Source organism: Polynucleobacter sp. IMCC 30228 (genome assembly GCF_021395205.1).
In the GTDB taxonomy this organism is placed as follows: Bacteria; Pseudomonadota; Gammaproteobacteria; order Burkholderiales; family Burkholderiaceae; genus Polynucleobacter.
Genome location: NZ_JAJVCS010000004.1, coordinates 78,195 through 92,844 on the forward strand (window position 1 = coordinate 78,195; position 14,650 = coordinate 92,844).

The window sequence follows — 14,650 nt, forward strand, 5'->3', positions numbered from 1 at the left end:
TATGTCCAAAATAGTTGCTTCCAAAGCCTTATCCCGTTTTCGAGTGCTTGATTTAACCCGCGTTCGTGCTGGACCAGTATGCGTCAGGCACTTAGCCGATTTTGGTGCTGACGTAGTGAAGATTGAAAACCCGGGGCCTGAAGAATATGCTGGTCCACGCGATGCTGCCGACTTTCAAAATCTACATCGCAATAAACGCTCGATTACTTTAAATTTGAAAACCCCTGAAGGCAAAGCTATTTTTGAGCAATTAGCAAAAACTGCCGATGTCGTCGTAGAAAATTATCGACCAGATGTTAAGTATCGCTTAGGAATTGATTACGACTCATTAAAAAAAATCAATCCCAAAATTATTCTGGCGAGTATTTCGGGTTATGGTGAAGATGGCCCGTATAAAAATCGCCCTGGTTTTGATCAAATTACTCAAGGCTTATCTGGCTTAATGTCCGTGACAGGAGCCCCAGGAGATGGCCCGATGCGCGTAGGCGGCGCTGTAACCGATGTAACTGCTGGCCTGCTGGCAGCAATGGGGGTAATGACTGCCTTACTTGAACGGGATGAAAGTGGGCAAGGGCAGTGGGTACAAGCCAATCTCTTGCAAGCGGGTTTAACCTTATTAGATTTTCAAGCGGCGCGCTACACGATGAGTGGTGAGGTAGCCAAGCAAGTAGGTAATGATCATCCTACCTTCATGCCAACATCGGCTTATAAAACCCAGGATGGCTTTATTAATATCGCCGCCACTGGTTTAGGGGTTTGGGAAAAATTTGCTAGCGCGATTGAGCGTGATGATTTACTCCTCGATGAGCAATTTAAAAATGCTAAAGGTCGTTCTGCTGGTAGAGCAAGACTCAATGCTGAGTTAAGTAAAACTTTAATGCATAAAACTAGCGCTAAATGGGTAGAATTACTTCTAGAAAAAGGTATCCCGTGCGGCCCTATTTATACGATGGATCAAGTCTTTAGCGACCCACAGGTAATGCATTTGGAGGCTGTCGGTAAGGCTACGCACCCCACGCTAGGCGAGCTTGCTCTGTTAAACCAGTCGATTAAGTTAACTAGAACACCCTCTCAGATTGTTGCTAGCTCACCATTGCGTGGTCAGCATACTACTGAAATCTTGACTGAGTTAGGCTATGACAGTGCAACAATTGATTCTTTTACTAAAAACGCAATTATTTAAGCAAATAAAATACTTATGGCAGAACTCATTATTCGTAAAAATGGTGCAGTAGGCTTTATTATTTTTTCTAACCAAGAAAAAATGAATGCAATGACCTTCGAGATGTGGGCGAATTTACCCGCTGCGATGCAGAGCTTTGATGCTGATCCAACTGTAGGCGTCATAGTGGTTGCGGGCGATGGGGATAAAGCATTTATTTCAGGGGCAGATATTTCTCAATTTGATAAATTAAGAGGTACAGCTGAGGCTCAGGAGCAATACAACAATGCTGTCTTAGCAGCCTATGCTGCACCTATGGCCTGTTCGAAACCCGTGGTTGCGAGTATTCGGGGTTATTGCTTTGGTGGCGGCTTGGGGTTTGCTTCATCTTGCGATATTCGACTGTGTGCAGAAGACGCGCAGTTTAGGATGCCTGCCGCCCGTTTAGGTCTTGCTTATAGCCCAACAGGAATAGCGCGTTTTATTAGTATCATGGGGCCGGCTAACACTGCCGATATATTCTTTAGTGCCCGCCGTTTTAATTCTGCCGACGCATTGCAAATGGGGTTTGTGTCCAAGGTCCATAGTGTAAATACCTTAGACGCAGAGGTTTTGGCCTACGCAGAAGGGATCGCAGAAAATGCGCCGTTAACGATTGCGGCAAGTAAATTTGCGATTCAGCAGGCCTTAGCTGAGCAAAATCAACAAGACCATGCCCAAGCGATGGCAATGGTCGATGCCTGCTTTGCTAGTGAAGACTACAAAGAGGGCCGTAAAGCCTTTGCAGAAAAGCGGACCCCTATTTTTAAAGGTAAATAAATAATGTTAAGAAAGCTAAGTTTTGCCTTGATTATGGGTTTTCTTGTGTACAACACTGCGGTCATGGCCCAAGGTGTTTATCCTGAGCGGCCAATTAAATTAGTCATTGGCTATCCCCCAGGTGGCGCAGCTGATTTTGTTGCGCGAATTAGCGCCGATCAAATTTCTAAAGAAATTGGTGTGCCCGTCAATGTTGAGAATAGACCGGGAGTCGGAGGTGCGATCGCAGCCGATTTAGTAGCCAAAGCGGCGCCCGATGGCTATACGATTTCGATGTCAGGGCCGCATGCGCAAATTAAAGCGCTTTTTCCCAAAATGGCCTTGGATCAACAGACCGATTTTATTCCCGTGACTAATCTTGCTAGTGGCTCTATGATTATTTGCGTTAACCCCAATGAGCCTTATAAGAATTTACAAGACTTAATTAAATTTGGCAAAGCAAATCCGGGGATTATTTTTAATGCTTCGTCGGGCAATGGTTCCACACCCCATTTAGCCACTGCTTTGTTTGAGGGTGTTACGCAAGTGAAGTTCACTACTATTCAATTTAAAGGCGGTAGTCCGGCAGCAGTTTCCACCATTGCGGGCAATACACAAGTGATGATTGCAACGCCACCTACAGTAATGGGTTTTATCAAAAATGGCACCTTAAGGCCATTGTCGTTAACTTCAGCCAAACCCTCAGCAGCAATTCCAGGAATTCCAAGTGCGGAGGAGAGCGGTTTAATGGGATATAACTCCACGTTTTCTTATGGCCTTTATTTTCCCGCTGGCACGCCTGCAATCATCGTGAATAAAATGTTTGCAGCGGTCGCTAAAGGTATGACCCAAGCTGGCGTTAAACAAAAGTTAGCCTCACAGGGAATGGATTTGGTCTTATCGAAATCACCAGCCCAGTTTCAGGCCACCTTAACAGCAGAAGCGCCAGCACTAGCTGAGGTAGTGAGGCTATCTGGTGCCAAGGTGGAATAGCCGATAGACTATTTCACTGCTGTAAAACGTTGGGCCCGCTTACCCGTATCAACCTCTGAGGTGTAAACGCTGCCATCTGAGTCGACTGCGATGTTATGCACCCAATGGAAGTCACCAGCATTACGACCGCTGCGACCAAATGAGCCTAATTTTTCACCAGTCTCACGCACCACAATCGATACTTCATTGTTCGTGCCATCAGCAATTAAAATATATTTCTGACTCGCATCAGAAGGTATTAAATCCCAGACTGATCCAGATCCCCGTGTATCGGTATCAAAAGCCATTTCACGAATAAATTTACCGTTCTTTTCAAATACTTGTATCCGATTATTGGCGCGATCACAAACAAATACCGTGTTATCTTTCATTAAGCGAACGCAGTGCACTGGGTTAGCAAATTGGGGTGATTTAGGATTAAAGTTTGGTATTTTTTCATCGGTCGGCACATTTCCATAGGCACCCCAATGGCGCTTATATTCCCCCGTATTGGCATCGACCACAATAATGCGTTGATTGAGGTAGCCATCTGCAATATATAATTCATTAGCGACCGGATCAAGGTTCATATGCGCAGGGCGGCCTAATTGAGTTGGATGATTGCTGCCTAAACTTTTTCCTGGCGAGCCAATTTGCAGTAAAAATTTGCCAGTCGAGGTAAATTTGAGCAGCATATGGTCGCTGGCATCATTACCACCAATCCAGACGTTCCCTGTGGGGTCAATATAAATTCCATGTTCATTTTTTGGCCAATCATAGCCAGCTCCCGCACCACCCCAGGCTTGAATTAAGTTCCCCTTTTTATCAAATTCCAAAACAGGAGGAGCAGGCACACAACATTTAGAGCGCTTTGGATCTAGAGTTGCACCACGTTCATCCTCGGTTGTCGTGCGTGGCCGATGAATAAGCCAAATATGATCATTTTTATCGGTTGCTATACCGGCTACTTGTCCCAAAATCCAATTGTTAGGTAGGGGCTTGGGCCAATAGGGATCAACTTGGTAACGTGGGCCTTTAGCCGCTCCCTCAACTCGCCCTGTACTTTGCGCCTGCACCAATGAAGTAGTGAGGAGGCCCAGCAACAATACCAAGAAATAATTACGCATTGCATTAAACATGATTATTTTTCTTTAACGTGAAGCAGGTTTGGATAAATACTCTTTTGATTGTGCAGCGCTTTTCAGTGGCGTGACTTTATCAGGGTCAAAGCGGATCATCAGGTAATTAATGTGATCATCAATTTTAGTAAACCAATGCCCAGTACCAGCTGGAATGACAACAACATCACCTGCCTTCAGGTTATGGGCTTCACCATTCAGAATTTCAGTGCCATTATTGCCGGGACCGTTAAACTCAACTACGGTTTTTTGGGTAGCCGGGCGGCGCTGGCGATTCGTAATATCGGGACCAAGTACTAAAGTTCCCGAGCCGGAGATGATGTGATAGACCTCACTAATTTGATCATGCTCGGCCACAGAGTCGGGAGCTGGTTTATCTAGTTTGCCCCTGTAGACCATGCCAATTCCGACATTAGCTTTACCGATATTAATATCGCGTACTTGTTGATCAATATGCTTTTCAGCAAGTGCTTTTTTTGTGTAAGCATCTAACTCAGCAACTGGAATATAAGTACCAGGACACATATAGCAAGTTGGCTGTGGATCAGTTGGGTTGACCTTAGGCTGCGCTAGAGCAATACTGCTAATTCCAATAATAGCCAAAAAGCTAATAATCAATTTCATGCTTGTCCCCTAAATGAACGGCTTAGTGCCGTTTTTATTAATTATGAACAGCTTTATTGATTTTCGCCTATTAGGGCTAACCCATCCATTGACTAACTGGCGCTTGCGCGTCTTGTAAGGGTTGGGAAATGATGTCGATAAGCGTTGGTTCATCACTAGCAATGGCCTCTTTCATGACGGCCTCTAATTTGAGTGGGTCCTCTACCCGCCAGGATTTAATGCCATAGGCTGCAGCAACTTTAGCGTGATCAGTGCGATTGAAATCGACCGAAAAGTAGCGCTGGTCATAGCCTGATTTTTGACTTGCTTTAATCCATCCATATACTGAATTAGAAATGACAATCATCAGCAAGGGCAGTTTATAGCGAGTAATAGTTTCTAATTCACCAACAGTAAAACCAAAACTACCATCACCCATTACCGCAACGCATTTTGCATTCGGTCGACCAATGACTGCACCAATGGCAGCGGACATGGCAAAACCAAGCGCCCCTTGCGCACGGTTGGTAATGAAATGACGGCCAGCCACATCAGCTTGAAAATAAGCGGAAAAGTAGGGGCAAGGTGTGCCTGGGTCAGCGCACACAATAGCATCGCTGGGTAATAAGCGATTTAAGGTATGCACAATACGCTCTGGAAGAATTGGAGTTTCTTTAGCGCTAGCCAATTTTAAAAAAGGTAGCATTTTTTCTTCTTTGGCTTTGCTGACAACCGCCTTACCATCGACACAGCTTTGGCGCCGACTAGAGAGGTTAGCTTGAATAGATACAAACAACTGTTCTAGAGTTAATTTAGCATCACCTACCAAACCAACAGCAGTAGGGTAGTTAGCGCCAATAGTTTCAGGATCAACATCTAGGTGAATGATGGTTGTATTTTTATTGGGGAAGCGCCAATTTTCGGTGGTGGTGGAGCCTGCTCGGCAAGAGATAAAAAAAACTAAATCAGCAGCACTGACTACAGCGCGTGTAGCCATCACGCCACCATTGGCACCAACCACACCAGCATTGAGGGGGTGCGTACCCGCTAAGCTACCTTGACCACTGACGGTAGTACAAAGAGGAATATTGAGAAGCTCAACAAGGCTTTGCAAAATTGCTTCAGCGCCAGAATTAATTACTCCGCCGCCGCAAATGATGACAGGATATTGTGCTTGGAGGATCAGTTCAGCGGCCCGCTCAAGATCGCTTGCATTGGCTACAAAACGTTGTGCCGGATAAATACTGTTTTCTGTTTGTGCCCAAATATCGCTAACTGAAACAGGATGTTTTTGTACATCATGCGGTAAACAAATATGAGCTGCCCCAGGTCGACCTGTTGTCATCGCACGAAAGGCATTACGTACGACCGAGGGAATTTGTTCTGCTAAGTCGATGGTGGCATTCCATTTTGTTAGTGGCTGATAAAGCGCTTGCTGGTTGAGTTCTGTCAGTGGGTATTTACCGCGCGAAGTAACCGGTACATCAGAGGTAATCCCCAAAATGGGAATTGATGATTCATTGGCTTCAAGTAAGGCTGGGAGTAGATAGGTTGCTCCGCCACCGCTGGGCCCTTCACAGACACCTACTTTACCTGTTACCCGGGCATAGGCGTCAGCCATATACCCAGCACTACGTTCATCGCGTGTGAGTATATGTGCCATACCATGATCAAGCCGCTGCAAGGCATCGTAAAAAGGTAACGACGTATCTCCACATAAGCCAAAAATATGTTTGACCTGATAGGCCTCAAGCATTCTTACTAGGGCTTCAGCGCCCGTTAATTGATTGGCCATAATTAGTCATCCAGTTTTAACTGGGTTGTTTTAACAAATTGGCCCCAACGGTCAAATTCCGTTTTAGTGTAGCGATCTAAACTCGGCCCATCCGATGCCAAGACGTCAAAACCACCTTGAGTTAATTTGGCTTTAATTTCAGGGTCATTTAAAACTGCTTGAAAATCAGCCGTCAGTTTTTTTAGAATCGCTGGTGAAGTGTCAGCAGGGGCAAAAATACCAATCCAGGAGTAGGCTTCAAAATTAGGGTAGCCTGATTCAGCAACGGTAGGCGTTTGGGGTAACTCAGGTAATCTGCGCGAACCAGTGACGGCCAAGGGCTTTAACTTGTCCGCCTGTATTTGCCCCTTCAGAGCTGCATAACTAAGTAAAGTAAGGCTAGCAGTATTACTGACTACAGCTTGAATAGCTGGTCCACCGCCGCCATAAGGAACATGTAAAACAAAAATACCAAATTTCCGTTTGATATCTTCCATGGCCAATTGATTTAATGAGCCAACTCCAGTTGAGGCATAACTATATGCACCTGGTTTTTTTCTAGCCGCTTCAATAAAACCCGCTAAATTATTTGCTGGTACTGATGGGTTAGCTGCAATGACCAATGGAAAGCGCACCAATAAACTCACCCCAACAAAATCTTTAAAGGTGTCATAAGGTAATTTAGGCTTAACAATGGGATTAATCGCATGATTATCAAAACTAACTAATAGCGTATTACCATCAGCGGGTGAGCGGGCCACATGTTGGGTCGCAATTTGGCTAGCAGCTCCTGCGCGATTTTCAATCACTACTGGTTTGCCAATCCGCTCGGATAATTTAGTTTGAATCGTACGTGCGGTAATATCAGTGCTACCACCAGGGGGGAATGGCACCACCAAGACCAAAGGTTTATCAACTTGGGCATAGGCGGCGCAGACTATCAATAAGGTGCTAGCAAAAATTGAAAATCGGCTGAGTAAGCTAAATGAAGGCAAGAATAGAGATAAATAGGTCATGAAATAAAGCCCTGAAAGGTAGTTAAAGGGAGACGAGGCATTAGTATGCGCTATATTGAACTGAAATCCCATTCCTTCATGAGACACGCCATACAGCAAAAACCTATAATTTACAAATGGAAATAGCCGATCAAATTTTCTTTCTAGTTTTTGCTCTGCTCTCCTTAACTTTCCTATTAAGTTATTTGTGGCAATTTAATTTTAGTAAATGAATTAACTAATTACAACCTACTAATTAGCATTGCGCTTTATACACTTTGTTGTTTGTGTTTCGCTTTAGCGCCTTGGATCAATCGATTTTTATTAACTATCGCTAATGTTGCTTATGTTGCTGCTAACATAGCGCTCGTCATTTTATATGCCAACTGGAATAATCAGCAATTTTCTCGACGAGCTATCGTCTTGTTTTGGTTTATCCCAATACAGTGGGTTATGTAAATGTAAAAATTCAGATTATCGAAAATGGCGTGCCGACGATAGTGGTTAACACAACACCTACCAATGGGTTTAACTTTAAAGTGCCCGATGCCTTAATTGCGCGGCCCACCGAAACAGGCACTGTCTCAACTGCTGGAGCGGGAACGGTCGTTACAGCAGTGATGGCCGATGGATCTCCCATGCCTGGGTGGCTTAAATTTAATCCTGACACCAAAACTTTCTCAGCAGATAAAGCCCCTGAAGGCTTGCAGTCACTGCAAGTTAAAGTACAAACGATGCAGGGTGATAACGTCGTAGGTGAAACAACGCTGACGCTAAATACCAAATAGCTCTCAGCATTTTTTATCAAACGCGGATAGAATTCCGCAATGCGATATTTTGCTGTCCAAGCTCAACCCATAGTACTCATAGCAATCTCTCTTGCTATTGCTCTGGGTACGGTGGAATTAGCATATCGCACCATTTATAGCGACCGTGTTAGTACGAATTCAGGCAAAAGCAATCGCTACATGTTGTTTGGTTCATCTAGCGGTGGTAGCGCCTTTCAAAACTTAGACACTATCTTTACCTATAAACCCAACTCAACAATTCGTGCTGAAGCATTTTATGACGTTAACAATAATTTAAGCAAAGAATATGGCTATGAATTTAAAACTAATAATTTAGGCTTAGTGCAAGGTCAAGATATTGACCTTAATAAAGATAGCTTATTGTTATTAGGCGATTCCTTTACTGAAGGACAGGGGGCAAGCCCTTGGTTTGAGCGATTAGTACACACCAAGCCAAATGGACTGCAACTGATTAATGGCGGCCTTTTAGGCACGGGGTTTGAGCAATGGGGCTTATTGCATGACCACCTGATTAAAACAGGTGTAAAGGTCAAAAAAGTCGCGGTCATTTTTATTTCTGATGATTATCGCAGGACGGTTTGGAATTTTCCCGCTAAGGTGATTGCCTGTTTAAGCAAGATTGAAAATTGCGTGGGCGATGAGGGATATTTTCCCATTTCCCCAGACCAGGAATTGAAGTCCTTTTTGCAAAAAATGCAAGATTTTCGTACTCAGGAATATGCGATTAAAGATGCGCGGCAATCCGAAAAATGGATCAGGCGCTATTTATCCTCGGTGCATCATGCTTGGGAATTTACTAAACAGAATTTCCAAATTCATTTTCGTAGCAAAAGCCCAGAAGTGATTGAGCAACTGACAAAAAAATACGGCGACGGTATGATTTTTATTCACTTACCCACTAAGGATGAGATTCTGGCAGGCAACCAGCCTGATGATTTAGGTCTATTGGCTCGTGAGCACATTCAGCAGCAGGGTGGAAAGTGGGTCGATGGGTTTTCACAATGTGGGTTAGGGACTGCTGATTTCCATCTCAATGATCCCCATCCAAATGAGCAGGGCTATGCCAAGATTGAAAAATGCGTGAAGCAGGCGCTTGTTGCATTGCAATAATTTCTTCAATATTACTCAAGAGTTCAGCAGACATTTTTCCCTAAATGTAGCTATGATTGAGTATCAATTTATTTAAGGACTTACTATGAAAATGATTTCTAAAATTCTCGTTATTTGCACGTTACTTTTTGCAGGTTCCGCTTTTGCAGCAAATGAAGTAAAAATGACTGCAGATCTCAGTGGTGCGCAAACAGTACCTCCCGTCAAGACTGCGGGCAAAGGCGCGGCAACCGTGATGTTCAATAAAGATAACAACGAATTGTCTTGGACGGTAACTTATTCAGGTCTTTCTGGTCCTGCTACGATGGGCCACTTTCATGGTCCAGCCGCAGTAGGAGCGAATGCAGGTGTAGTAGTTCCCTTTCAAGGTAGTGTAGAAAGTCCAATTAAGGGGAAGGCTACGATTACTGCTGATCAGGCAAAAAATTTATTAGCCGGCATGTGGTACATCAATATTCACACCAAAGAAAACCCAGGCGGTGAAATACGTGGACAGGTCACTGTAGCTAAATAAAGAATATCAAAAGAAATAAATAAAGCCTAAAAAAAGGAAATAGTGTGATTACATTAAATGTTAATGGTAAAAAAATGAGTGTGGACGTTGATCCTAGTACGCCTTTACTTTGGGTTCTGCGTGAACAACTCGACCTTACTGGGACAAAATATGGCTGTGGTATTGGCCAGTGTGGGTCTTGCACTATTTTGTTTGAAGGGCAGGCTTTGCGGAGTTGCATGTTACCGGTCAGTGCTGCTGCTGGTAAAAAAATAGAAACCATTGAAAGCTTAGAAAAGAATGGCCAGCTCAGCAAAATTCAGCAAGCCTGGGTTGACAATCAAGTTCCTCAATGTGGGTATTGCCAGTCGGGCATGGTCATGGCCACTACGGCATTGTTGCGTAAAAATCCGAAACCAACTGATGCTCAAATTGACGCTGCTATCACGAATATTTGTCGGTGCGGCACCTTCCAAGAAGTACGTACTGCAATTCATGCTGTTGCTAAAGCTTAAGGGGCTGATTAATGAATACAACAATACAAAGCCCAGCGCGTAGAAAATTTATTGTTCAAACTGCGGCAGTTGGCACTGGCCTAACCCTAGGGTTTGAAATTCCGTTTGGTTTATGTGAGGCTGATGCTGCCCTAAGTGCGCCAGAAATTGGTGTGTGGGTCGTAATTCAGCCCGATGAGCGCGTGATTGTCCGCGTTGCTCGCTCTGAGATGGGGCAGGGGACGATCACAGGTTTGGCCCAAATGGTTGCTGAAGAGCTGGAGTGTGATTGGAAAATGGTGGGCTATGAATATCCGAGCCCCGCTGAAAACGTCAAACGTAAGCGTGTTTGGGGCGATTTTGGTACTGGTGGTAGTCGTGGTATTCGTACTTCTCAAGACTATGTTCGTAAAGGCGGCGCTGCGGCGCGCATGATGTTAATACAAGCTGCAGCAAGTGATTGGGGTGTGCCAGTAGGGGAGTGTGTGGCAAGTAATGGCGTGATTACGCATACTCCTACAGGGCGTAAAACAACATTTGGCAAAGTCTCAGTAGCAGCCGCAAAATTACCCGTGCCAACTGAAATTATCTTAAAAAATCCTAAAGATTGGAAGCTCATTGGTAAGCCAGTAGATCGAATTGATGACACGATTGGTAAGGTAACTGGCAAGCAGATTTATGCTATTGATTTAAAAATGCCAGGCATGTTGATTGCCAATATTAAAGAATGCCCCGTATTTGGTGGCAAAGTAAAAAGTTTTGATGCTAGTAAAGTGACTGGCATTAAAGGCGTGAAGAAAGTAGTACAAGTTGGCGACTCAGCAGTAGCTGTCGTGGCAGATACCTTTTGGATAGCTAAAACCGCACTTGATAAGTTGCCGATTGTGTGGGATGAGGGCCCTAATGCCAATAATTCCAGCGCGACTATTAAAAAGATGCTTGAAGATGGCTTAAATGCTGACGAAGCCTTTACTGGCAACACCAATGGCGACATGAAAAAAGCCATGGCTGGTTCCGCTAAAACCCATCAATCGATTTTCTTTTATCCCTTTTTAAATCACGCCACGATGGAGCCCCAGAATGCAACTGCAGTCTGGACGACCGATAGTTGCGAAGCTTGGGTACCAACCCAAGATGGCGAGGCATCGCTTGCCGCGGTGATTGCTGCTTCGGGTTTGCCAGGGGAAAAGTGCAACGTCACCAAGATTAATTTAGGTGGCGGTTTTGGACGCCGTGGTGCATTTCAGGATTACACCACTCAGGTGGTGAATATAGCCAAGCAAATGCCTGGCGTGCCAATTAAATTAATTTGGACTCGCGAAGAGGATATGACCCAAGGACGTTATCACCCCGTGATGATGGCAAAAATGAGCGCTTCTTTTGATGATAAGAAAAATCTCACCTCATTTCATATGCGCTTATGTGGGCAGTCAATTTTGCATGCAGTGCGGCCGGCAATTGTAGCTGCCAATAAAGGGATGGACCCCCTTACTTTTCAGGGTGTATTTAATACTGGTGAACATGCTTTCGGTTACCACTTTCCCGATTACCATATTGACCATGTGATGCGCAATACCCATGTGCCGCCAGGTTTTTGGCGCGGGGTCAATGTCAATCAAAACGCTATTTTCATGGAATGTTTTATGGATGAAATGGCCGAGATTGCCGGCGTTGATGCTGTCGAGTTTCGCCGTAAGTATATGGACAAATACCCACGAAATTTAGCTGTGCTGAATGCTGCCGCTGAAGGTATTGGCTGGACAAAACCAGCTCCTGCTGGAGTACACCGCGGTATTGCTCAAATGAAGGCTTTTGGCAGTTTCGTTGCAGCAGCCTGTGAGTTATCCGTGAATAAAAACAATGAAGTAAAAATTCACCGTATAGTGGCTGCAACCGATTGTGGTTATGCCGTAAATCCCGCACAAATTCGTCGTCAAGTTTCTGGTTCATTTGTGTATGGCTTATCAGCACTCTTTTTAGAGGAATGTACGGTCAAGAATGGGCGCATTGAGCAAACGAATTTTGATACCTTTAATTCTCTACGTTTAGCCCAAATGCCTAAGGTAGAAACGATCATTCTTGAAGGGGGCGGACCAGAGTGGGGCGGTATTGGTGAACCCACTATTGCGGTGGCAGCACCAGCAGTATTAAATGCCATTTATCGGGCGACTGGTAAACGCTATCGGACGATTCCCCTGAAGAATAGTGGCGTTAAGTTGGTTTAATTCTATGCCCATGCGGTCTGCGCTAGTCATCAGTTTATTTCTAGCGCTGCCGCTTTTATATCCACTACCAGTTTTTTCCCAAAGCTATTCTGGCGATGCTATCCCCGAACCGCTGACTCAAGAAGCGGGCAACGTCATGCGCGGTCGCGCTGTAGTGGCAAGTCGCCAAACTGGACTTTGTCTTTTGTGCCATAGTGGGCCATTTCCTGAGGAGCGTTTTCAGGGTAATTTGGCCCCCGATTTGCTGGTCAGTAGTGCGCGTTTATCATCACCTCAATTACGCGCGCGTTTGGTCGATGCAAGTCGTTTCAATCCAAATACCATCATGCCCGCCTATTTTCGTGTCAATCATTTAAACCGAGTTGCGCCACAGTTCACTGGAAAGACTATTTTGAGTGCCCAAGAAATTGAAGATGTAATCAGTTTTTTAGCGAGTCTAAAGCAATGAAAAATCAGCGCCGAAAGTTACTTAAGGCTTTAGGAATAGTAGGTTTAATTCCAGTACAGCAAGCGCATGCAACTCCAGAAGAAGCGTCCGCAGCAATCAATAGCATTATTGGTGCTAATACAGCCAAAGAAGGCAGGGTGCAATTAGAATTAGCCAGCTTAATTGAAAATGGCAATTTAGTAGTCATTAAAATTCGTGTCGATAGCCCAATGACTGCGAATGATTATGTTAAAGCAATTCATTTGGTAGCTGGAAAAAATCCTTTGCCTAATATCATTAGTGCATATTTCACTCCTCTATCTGGAACTGCGAACTTCACTACCCGTATTCGTTTGGCTGATACCCAGCGGGTTTGGGCGATTGCGCAAATGAGTGATGGTAGTTTTTATCAGACGTATGCTGATACGCTGGTTACTAGCTCTGCTTGCTCTGAGGGATTTATATGAGTAAAACTTCGCGCACCCTAATTACTATGCCAAAGATGGCGCGTAAAGGTGAAATTATCGAGATCAAAGCAATTGTGCAGCACGATATGGAGACGGGTTTTAGGCATACCGAGCAGGGTAAGTTGATACCGCGGGATATTATTCGGGTTTTTACGTGTCAATATAATGGCGCCGAAGTCTTTAAGGCTGATTTTTTTCCAGCTGTTGGGGCTAATCCATTACTGATATTTACGGTCATTGCAACGACTAGTGGAATTTTACAATTTTCTTGGGCGGGTGACGACGGCTATTTGGCTACCAATCAAAGTCAAATTTCCGTAACTTAAGTGAGTCCCTTTCATTTCCGAGTAGTAGTTCTGGTAGGCCTACAGTTCATACTATTTCACGCTATTAAGTTATCTGCTGCCGATCCACGGCAATCTAGTTATCAGTTAATGTCAGCTGAAAATAAGGCGATGCAGGATGACCCCAACCTGAATCCAGCAACTTTTGCCATCTTAGATGGCCAAAGTGCTTGGCAAGAAAAGCTTGGGAGCTCTAATCAAGCGTGTGCAAGTTGTCATGGTGATGCAGCAAAATCAATGCGGGGAGTGGCTACCCGTTACCCACAGTTAGTGGATGGCAAGTTAACAAATTTAGAGGGTCGCATTAACCAGTGTCGTGCTGAAAAACAAAAAGTTAAACCGCTTCCTTATGAAAGCAAAGAACTCTTATCTTTGTTAGCCTATATTTCAGTGCAGTCGAAAGGCATGCCAATTCAAATTAAGGCTAATCCAGCAACACAGCCTTACCTTGATGCTGGTAAGCGCCAATTTAATCAACGTATTGGCCAGCTGAATTTATCTTGTAAGCAATGCCATGAAGAGCGGGCCGGTGAAAAGTTAGCCGGTATTCCAATACCTCAGGCTCATCCTACTGCTTATCCCATCTATCGAATTGAGTGGCAAAGCGTGGGTTCATTACAGCGGCGTTTACGTAATTGCATGAGCGGAGTACGGGCCGAGCCTTATGCGTATGGCTCGAAAGAGTTAACTGAGCTGGAGCTATTTTTAATGATGCGCGCCAATGGCATGCCGCTTGAAGCCCCAGGAGTTAGGCCTTAATGATGATTCTCTATAGCGCTCCATCATCTTTTTGCTTGATGCAATAGTAGCGAATTTTGCTTAGAGGCTGATGGTGGTG

At 44.6% G+C, this 14,650-nt stretch carries 16 protein-coding genes; 12 read left to right on the forward strand and 4 right to left on the reverse strand.

Annotated features, from left to right (window positions below; translation table 11 throughout):
- Position 1 precedes the first annotated feature (1 nt).
- From LZT21_RS08030 to LZT21_RS08040, 3 genes are read left to right on the forward strand one after another with little or no spacing between them, the layout of a single operon-like run.
- The gene (locus LZT21_RS08030) at positions 2–1,183 is read left to right on the forward strand and encodes a CaiB/BaiF CoA-transferase family protein (protein WP_233925359.1); all 1,182 of its coding nucleotides are present in this window, start codon (positions 2–4) and stop codon (positions 1,181–1,183) included.
- 15 nt (positions 1,184–1,198) lie between these two features.
- Complete coding sequence (locus LZT21_RS08035; RefSeq protein WP_233925360.1) at positions 1,199–1,981, forward strand: enoyl-CoA hydratase; 783 nt, start codon at positions 1,199–1,201, stop codon at positions 1,979–1,981.
- A 3-nt stretch (positions 1,982–1,984) separates the two neighbouring features.
- Positions 1,985–2,953 (forward strand): tripartite tricarboxylate transporter substrate binding protein, encoded by a 969-nt coding sequence (locus LZT21_RS08040; RefSeq protein WP_233990195.1) that lies wholly within the window; start codon positions 1,985–1,987, stop codon positions 2,951–2,953.
- A gap of 8 nt (positions 2,954–2,961) precedes the next feature.
- On the opposite strand, the gene LZT21_RS08045 is transcribed toward LZT21_RS08040, so the two are convergent.
- The 4 genes from LZT21_RS08045 to LZT21_RS08060 all read right to left on the reverse strand — a co-directional run bounded on the left by LZT21_RS08045 (position 2,962) and on the right by LZT21_RS08060 (position 7,464).
- Entirely contained in the window at positions 2,962–4,071 is a 1,110-nt protein-coding gene (locus tag LZT21_RS08045) for a hypothetical protein (protein WP_233990197.1), read from the reverse strand.
- A 12-nt stretch (positions 4,072–4,083) separates the two neighbouring features.
- Positions 4,084–4,695 carry an AraC family ligand binding domain-containing protein gene (locus tag LZT21_RS08050; RefSeq protein WP_233990198.1) on the reverse strand — a complete coding sequence of 204 codons (612 nt, stop codon included), beginning with the start codon at positions 4,693–4,695 and terminating at the stop codon, positions 4,084–4,086.
- A 76-nt stretch (positions 4,696–4,771) separates the two neighbouring features.
- Positions 4,772–6,469, reverse strand: coding sequence for a thiamine pyrophosphate-binding protein (locus tag LZT21_RS08055; RefSeq protein ID WP_233990200.1), 1,698 nt, complete (start codon positions 6,467–6,469; stop codon positions 4,772–4,774).
- A gap of 2 nt (positions 6,470–6,471) precedes the next feature.
- Positions 6,472–7,464, reverse strand: a complete 993-nt coding sequence (locus LZT21_RS08060; RefSeq protein WP_233990201.1) for a tripartite tricarboxylate transporter substrate binding protein — start codon at positions 7,462–7,464, stop codon at positions 6,472–6,474.
- 467 nt (positions 7,465–7,931) lie between these two features.
- On the opposite strand from LZT21_RS08060, the gene LZT21_RS08065 reads away from it, so the two are divergent.
- From LZT21_RS08065 to soxA, 9 genes are all read left to right on the forward strand, one after another.
- Complete coding sequence (locus LZT21_RS08065) at positions 7,932–8,231, forward strand: hypothetical protein (RefSeq protein ID WP_233990203.1); 300 nt, start codon at positions 7,932–7,934, stop codon at positions 8,229–8,231.
- 39 nt (positions 8,232–8,270) lie between these two features.
- Positions 8,271–9,362, forward strand: a complete 1,092-nt coding sequence (locus LZT21_RS08070) for a hypothetical protein (protein WP_233990205.1) — start codon at positions 8,271–8,273, stop codon at positions 9,360–9,362.
- An 85-nt stretch (positions 9,363–9,447) separates the two neighbouring features.
- A complete protein-coding gene (locus LZT21_RS08075) occupies positions 9,448–9,876 on the forward strand; it encodes a CHRD domain-containing protein (RefSeq protein WP_233937236.1) in 429 nt (142 codons plus the stop codon).
- Between the two features lie 47 nt (positions 9,877–9,923).
- The gene (locus LZT21_RS08080) at positions 9,924–10,370 is read left to right on the forward strand and encodes a (2Fe-2S)-binding protein (RefSeq protein ID WP_370634816.1); all 447 of its coding nucleotides are present in this window, start codon (positions 9,924–9,926) and stop codon (positions 10,368–10,370) included.
- Between the two features lie 11 nt (positions 10,371–10,381).
- Positions 10,382–12,574 (forward strand): molybdopterin cofactor-binding domain-containing protein, encoded by a 2,193-nt coding sequence (locus LZT21_RS08085; RefSeq protein WP_233937238.1) that lies wholly within the window; start codon positions 10,382–10,384, stop codon positions 12,572–12,574.
- Positions 12,575–12,578: 4 nt separating this feature from the next.
- Entirely contained in the window at positions 12,579–13,022 is a 444-nt protein-coding gene (gene soxX / locus LZT21_RS08090) for a sulfur oxidation c-type cytochrome SoxX (RefSeq protein ID WP_233924097.1), read from the forward strand.
- On the forward strand, positions 13,019–13,468 hold the full coding sequence (locus LZT21_RS08095; RefSeq protein ID WP_233924098.1) for a SoxY-related AACIE arm protein: 450 nt from the start codon (positions 13,019–13,021) through the stop codon (positions 13,466–13,468). Before soxX ends, LZT21_RS08095 begins: the two co-directional genes overlap by 4 nt.
- Complete coding sequence (gene soxZ / locus LZT21_RS08100; protein WP_233924099.1) at positions 13,465–13,794, forward strand: thiosulfate oxidation carrier complex protein SoxZ; 330 nt, start codon at positions 13,465–13,467, stop codon at positions 13,792–13,794. Before LZT21_RS08095 ends, soxZ begins: the two co-directional genes overlap by 4 nt.
- Complete coding sequence (gene soxA, locus LZT21_RS08105; protein ID WP_233990207.1) at positions 13,795–14,571, forward strand: sulfur oxidation c-type cytochrome SoxA; 777 nt, start codon at positions 13,795–13,797, stop codon at positions 14,569–14,571.
- Positions 14,572–14,650: the final 79 nt, after the last annotated feature.

Bases quoted from the DNA above. Each gene is read 5' to 3' on its own strand.
- LZT21_RS08040 (WP_233990195.1), top strand. From the start codon at position 1,985: ATGTTAAGAAAGCTAAGTTTTGCCTTGATTATGGGTTTTCTTGTGTAC.
- LZT21_RS08030 (WP_233925359.1), top strand. From the start codon at position 2: ATGTCCAAAATAGTTGCTTCCAAAGCCTTATCCCGTTTTCGAGTGCTT.
- LZT21_RS08070 (WP_233990205.1), top strand. From the start codon at position 8,271: ATGCGATATTTTGCTGTCCAAGCTCAACCCATAGTACTCATAGCAATC.
- LZT21_RS08060 (WP_233990201.1), bottom strand. From the start codon at position 7,464: ATGACCTATTTATCTCTATTCTTGCCTTCATTTAGCTTACTCAGCCGA.
- soxX (WP_233924097.1), top strand. From the start codon at position 12,579: ATGCCCATGCGGTCTGCGCTAGTCATCAGTTTATTTCTAGCGCTGCCG.
- LZT21_RS08035 (WP_233925360.1), top strand. From the start codon at position 1,199: ATGGCAGAACTCATTATTCGTAAAAATGGTGCAGTAGGCTTTATTATT.
- LZT21_RS08085 (WP_233937238.1), top strand. From the start codon at position 10,382: ATGAATACAACAATACAAAGCCCAGCGCGTAGAAAATTTATTGTTCAA.
- LZT21_RS08050 (WP_233990198.1), bottom strand. From the start codon at position 4,695: ATGAAATTGATTATTAGCTTTTTGGCTATTATTGGAATTAGCAGTATT.
- soxZ (WP_233924099.1), top strand. From the start codon at position 13,465: ATGAGTAAAACTTCGCGCACCCTAATTACTATGCCAAAGATGGCGCGT.
- LZT21_RS08075 (WP_233937236.1), top strand. From the start codon at position 9,448: ATGAAAATGATTTCTAAAATTCTCGTTATTTGCACGTTACTTTTTGCA.
- LZT21_RS08095 (WP_233924098.1), top strand. From the start codon at position 13,019: ATGAAAAATCAGCGCCGAAAGTTACTTAAGGCTTTAGGAATAGTAGGT.
- LZT21_RS08055 (WP_233990200.1), bottom strand. From the start codon at position 6,469: ATGGCCAATCAATTAACGGGCGCTGAAGCCCTAGTAAGAATGCTTGAG.
- LZT21_RS08045 (WP_233990197.1), bottom strand. From the start codon at position 4,071: ATGTTTAATGCAATGCGTAATTATTTCTTGGTATTGTTGCTGGGCCTC.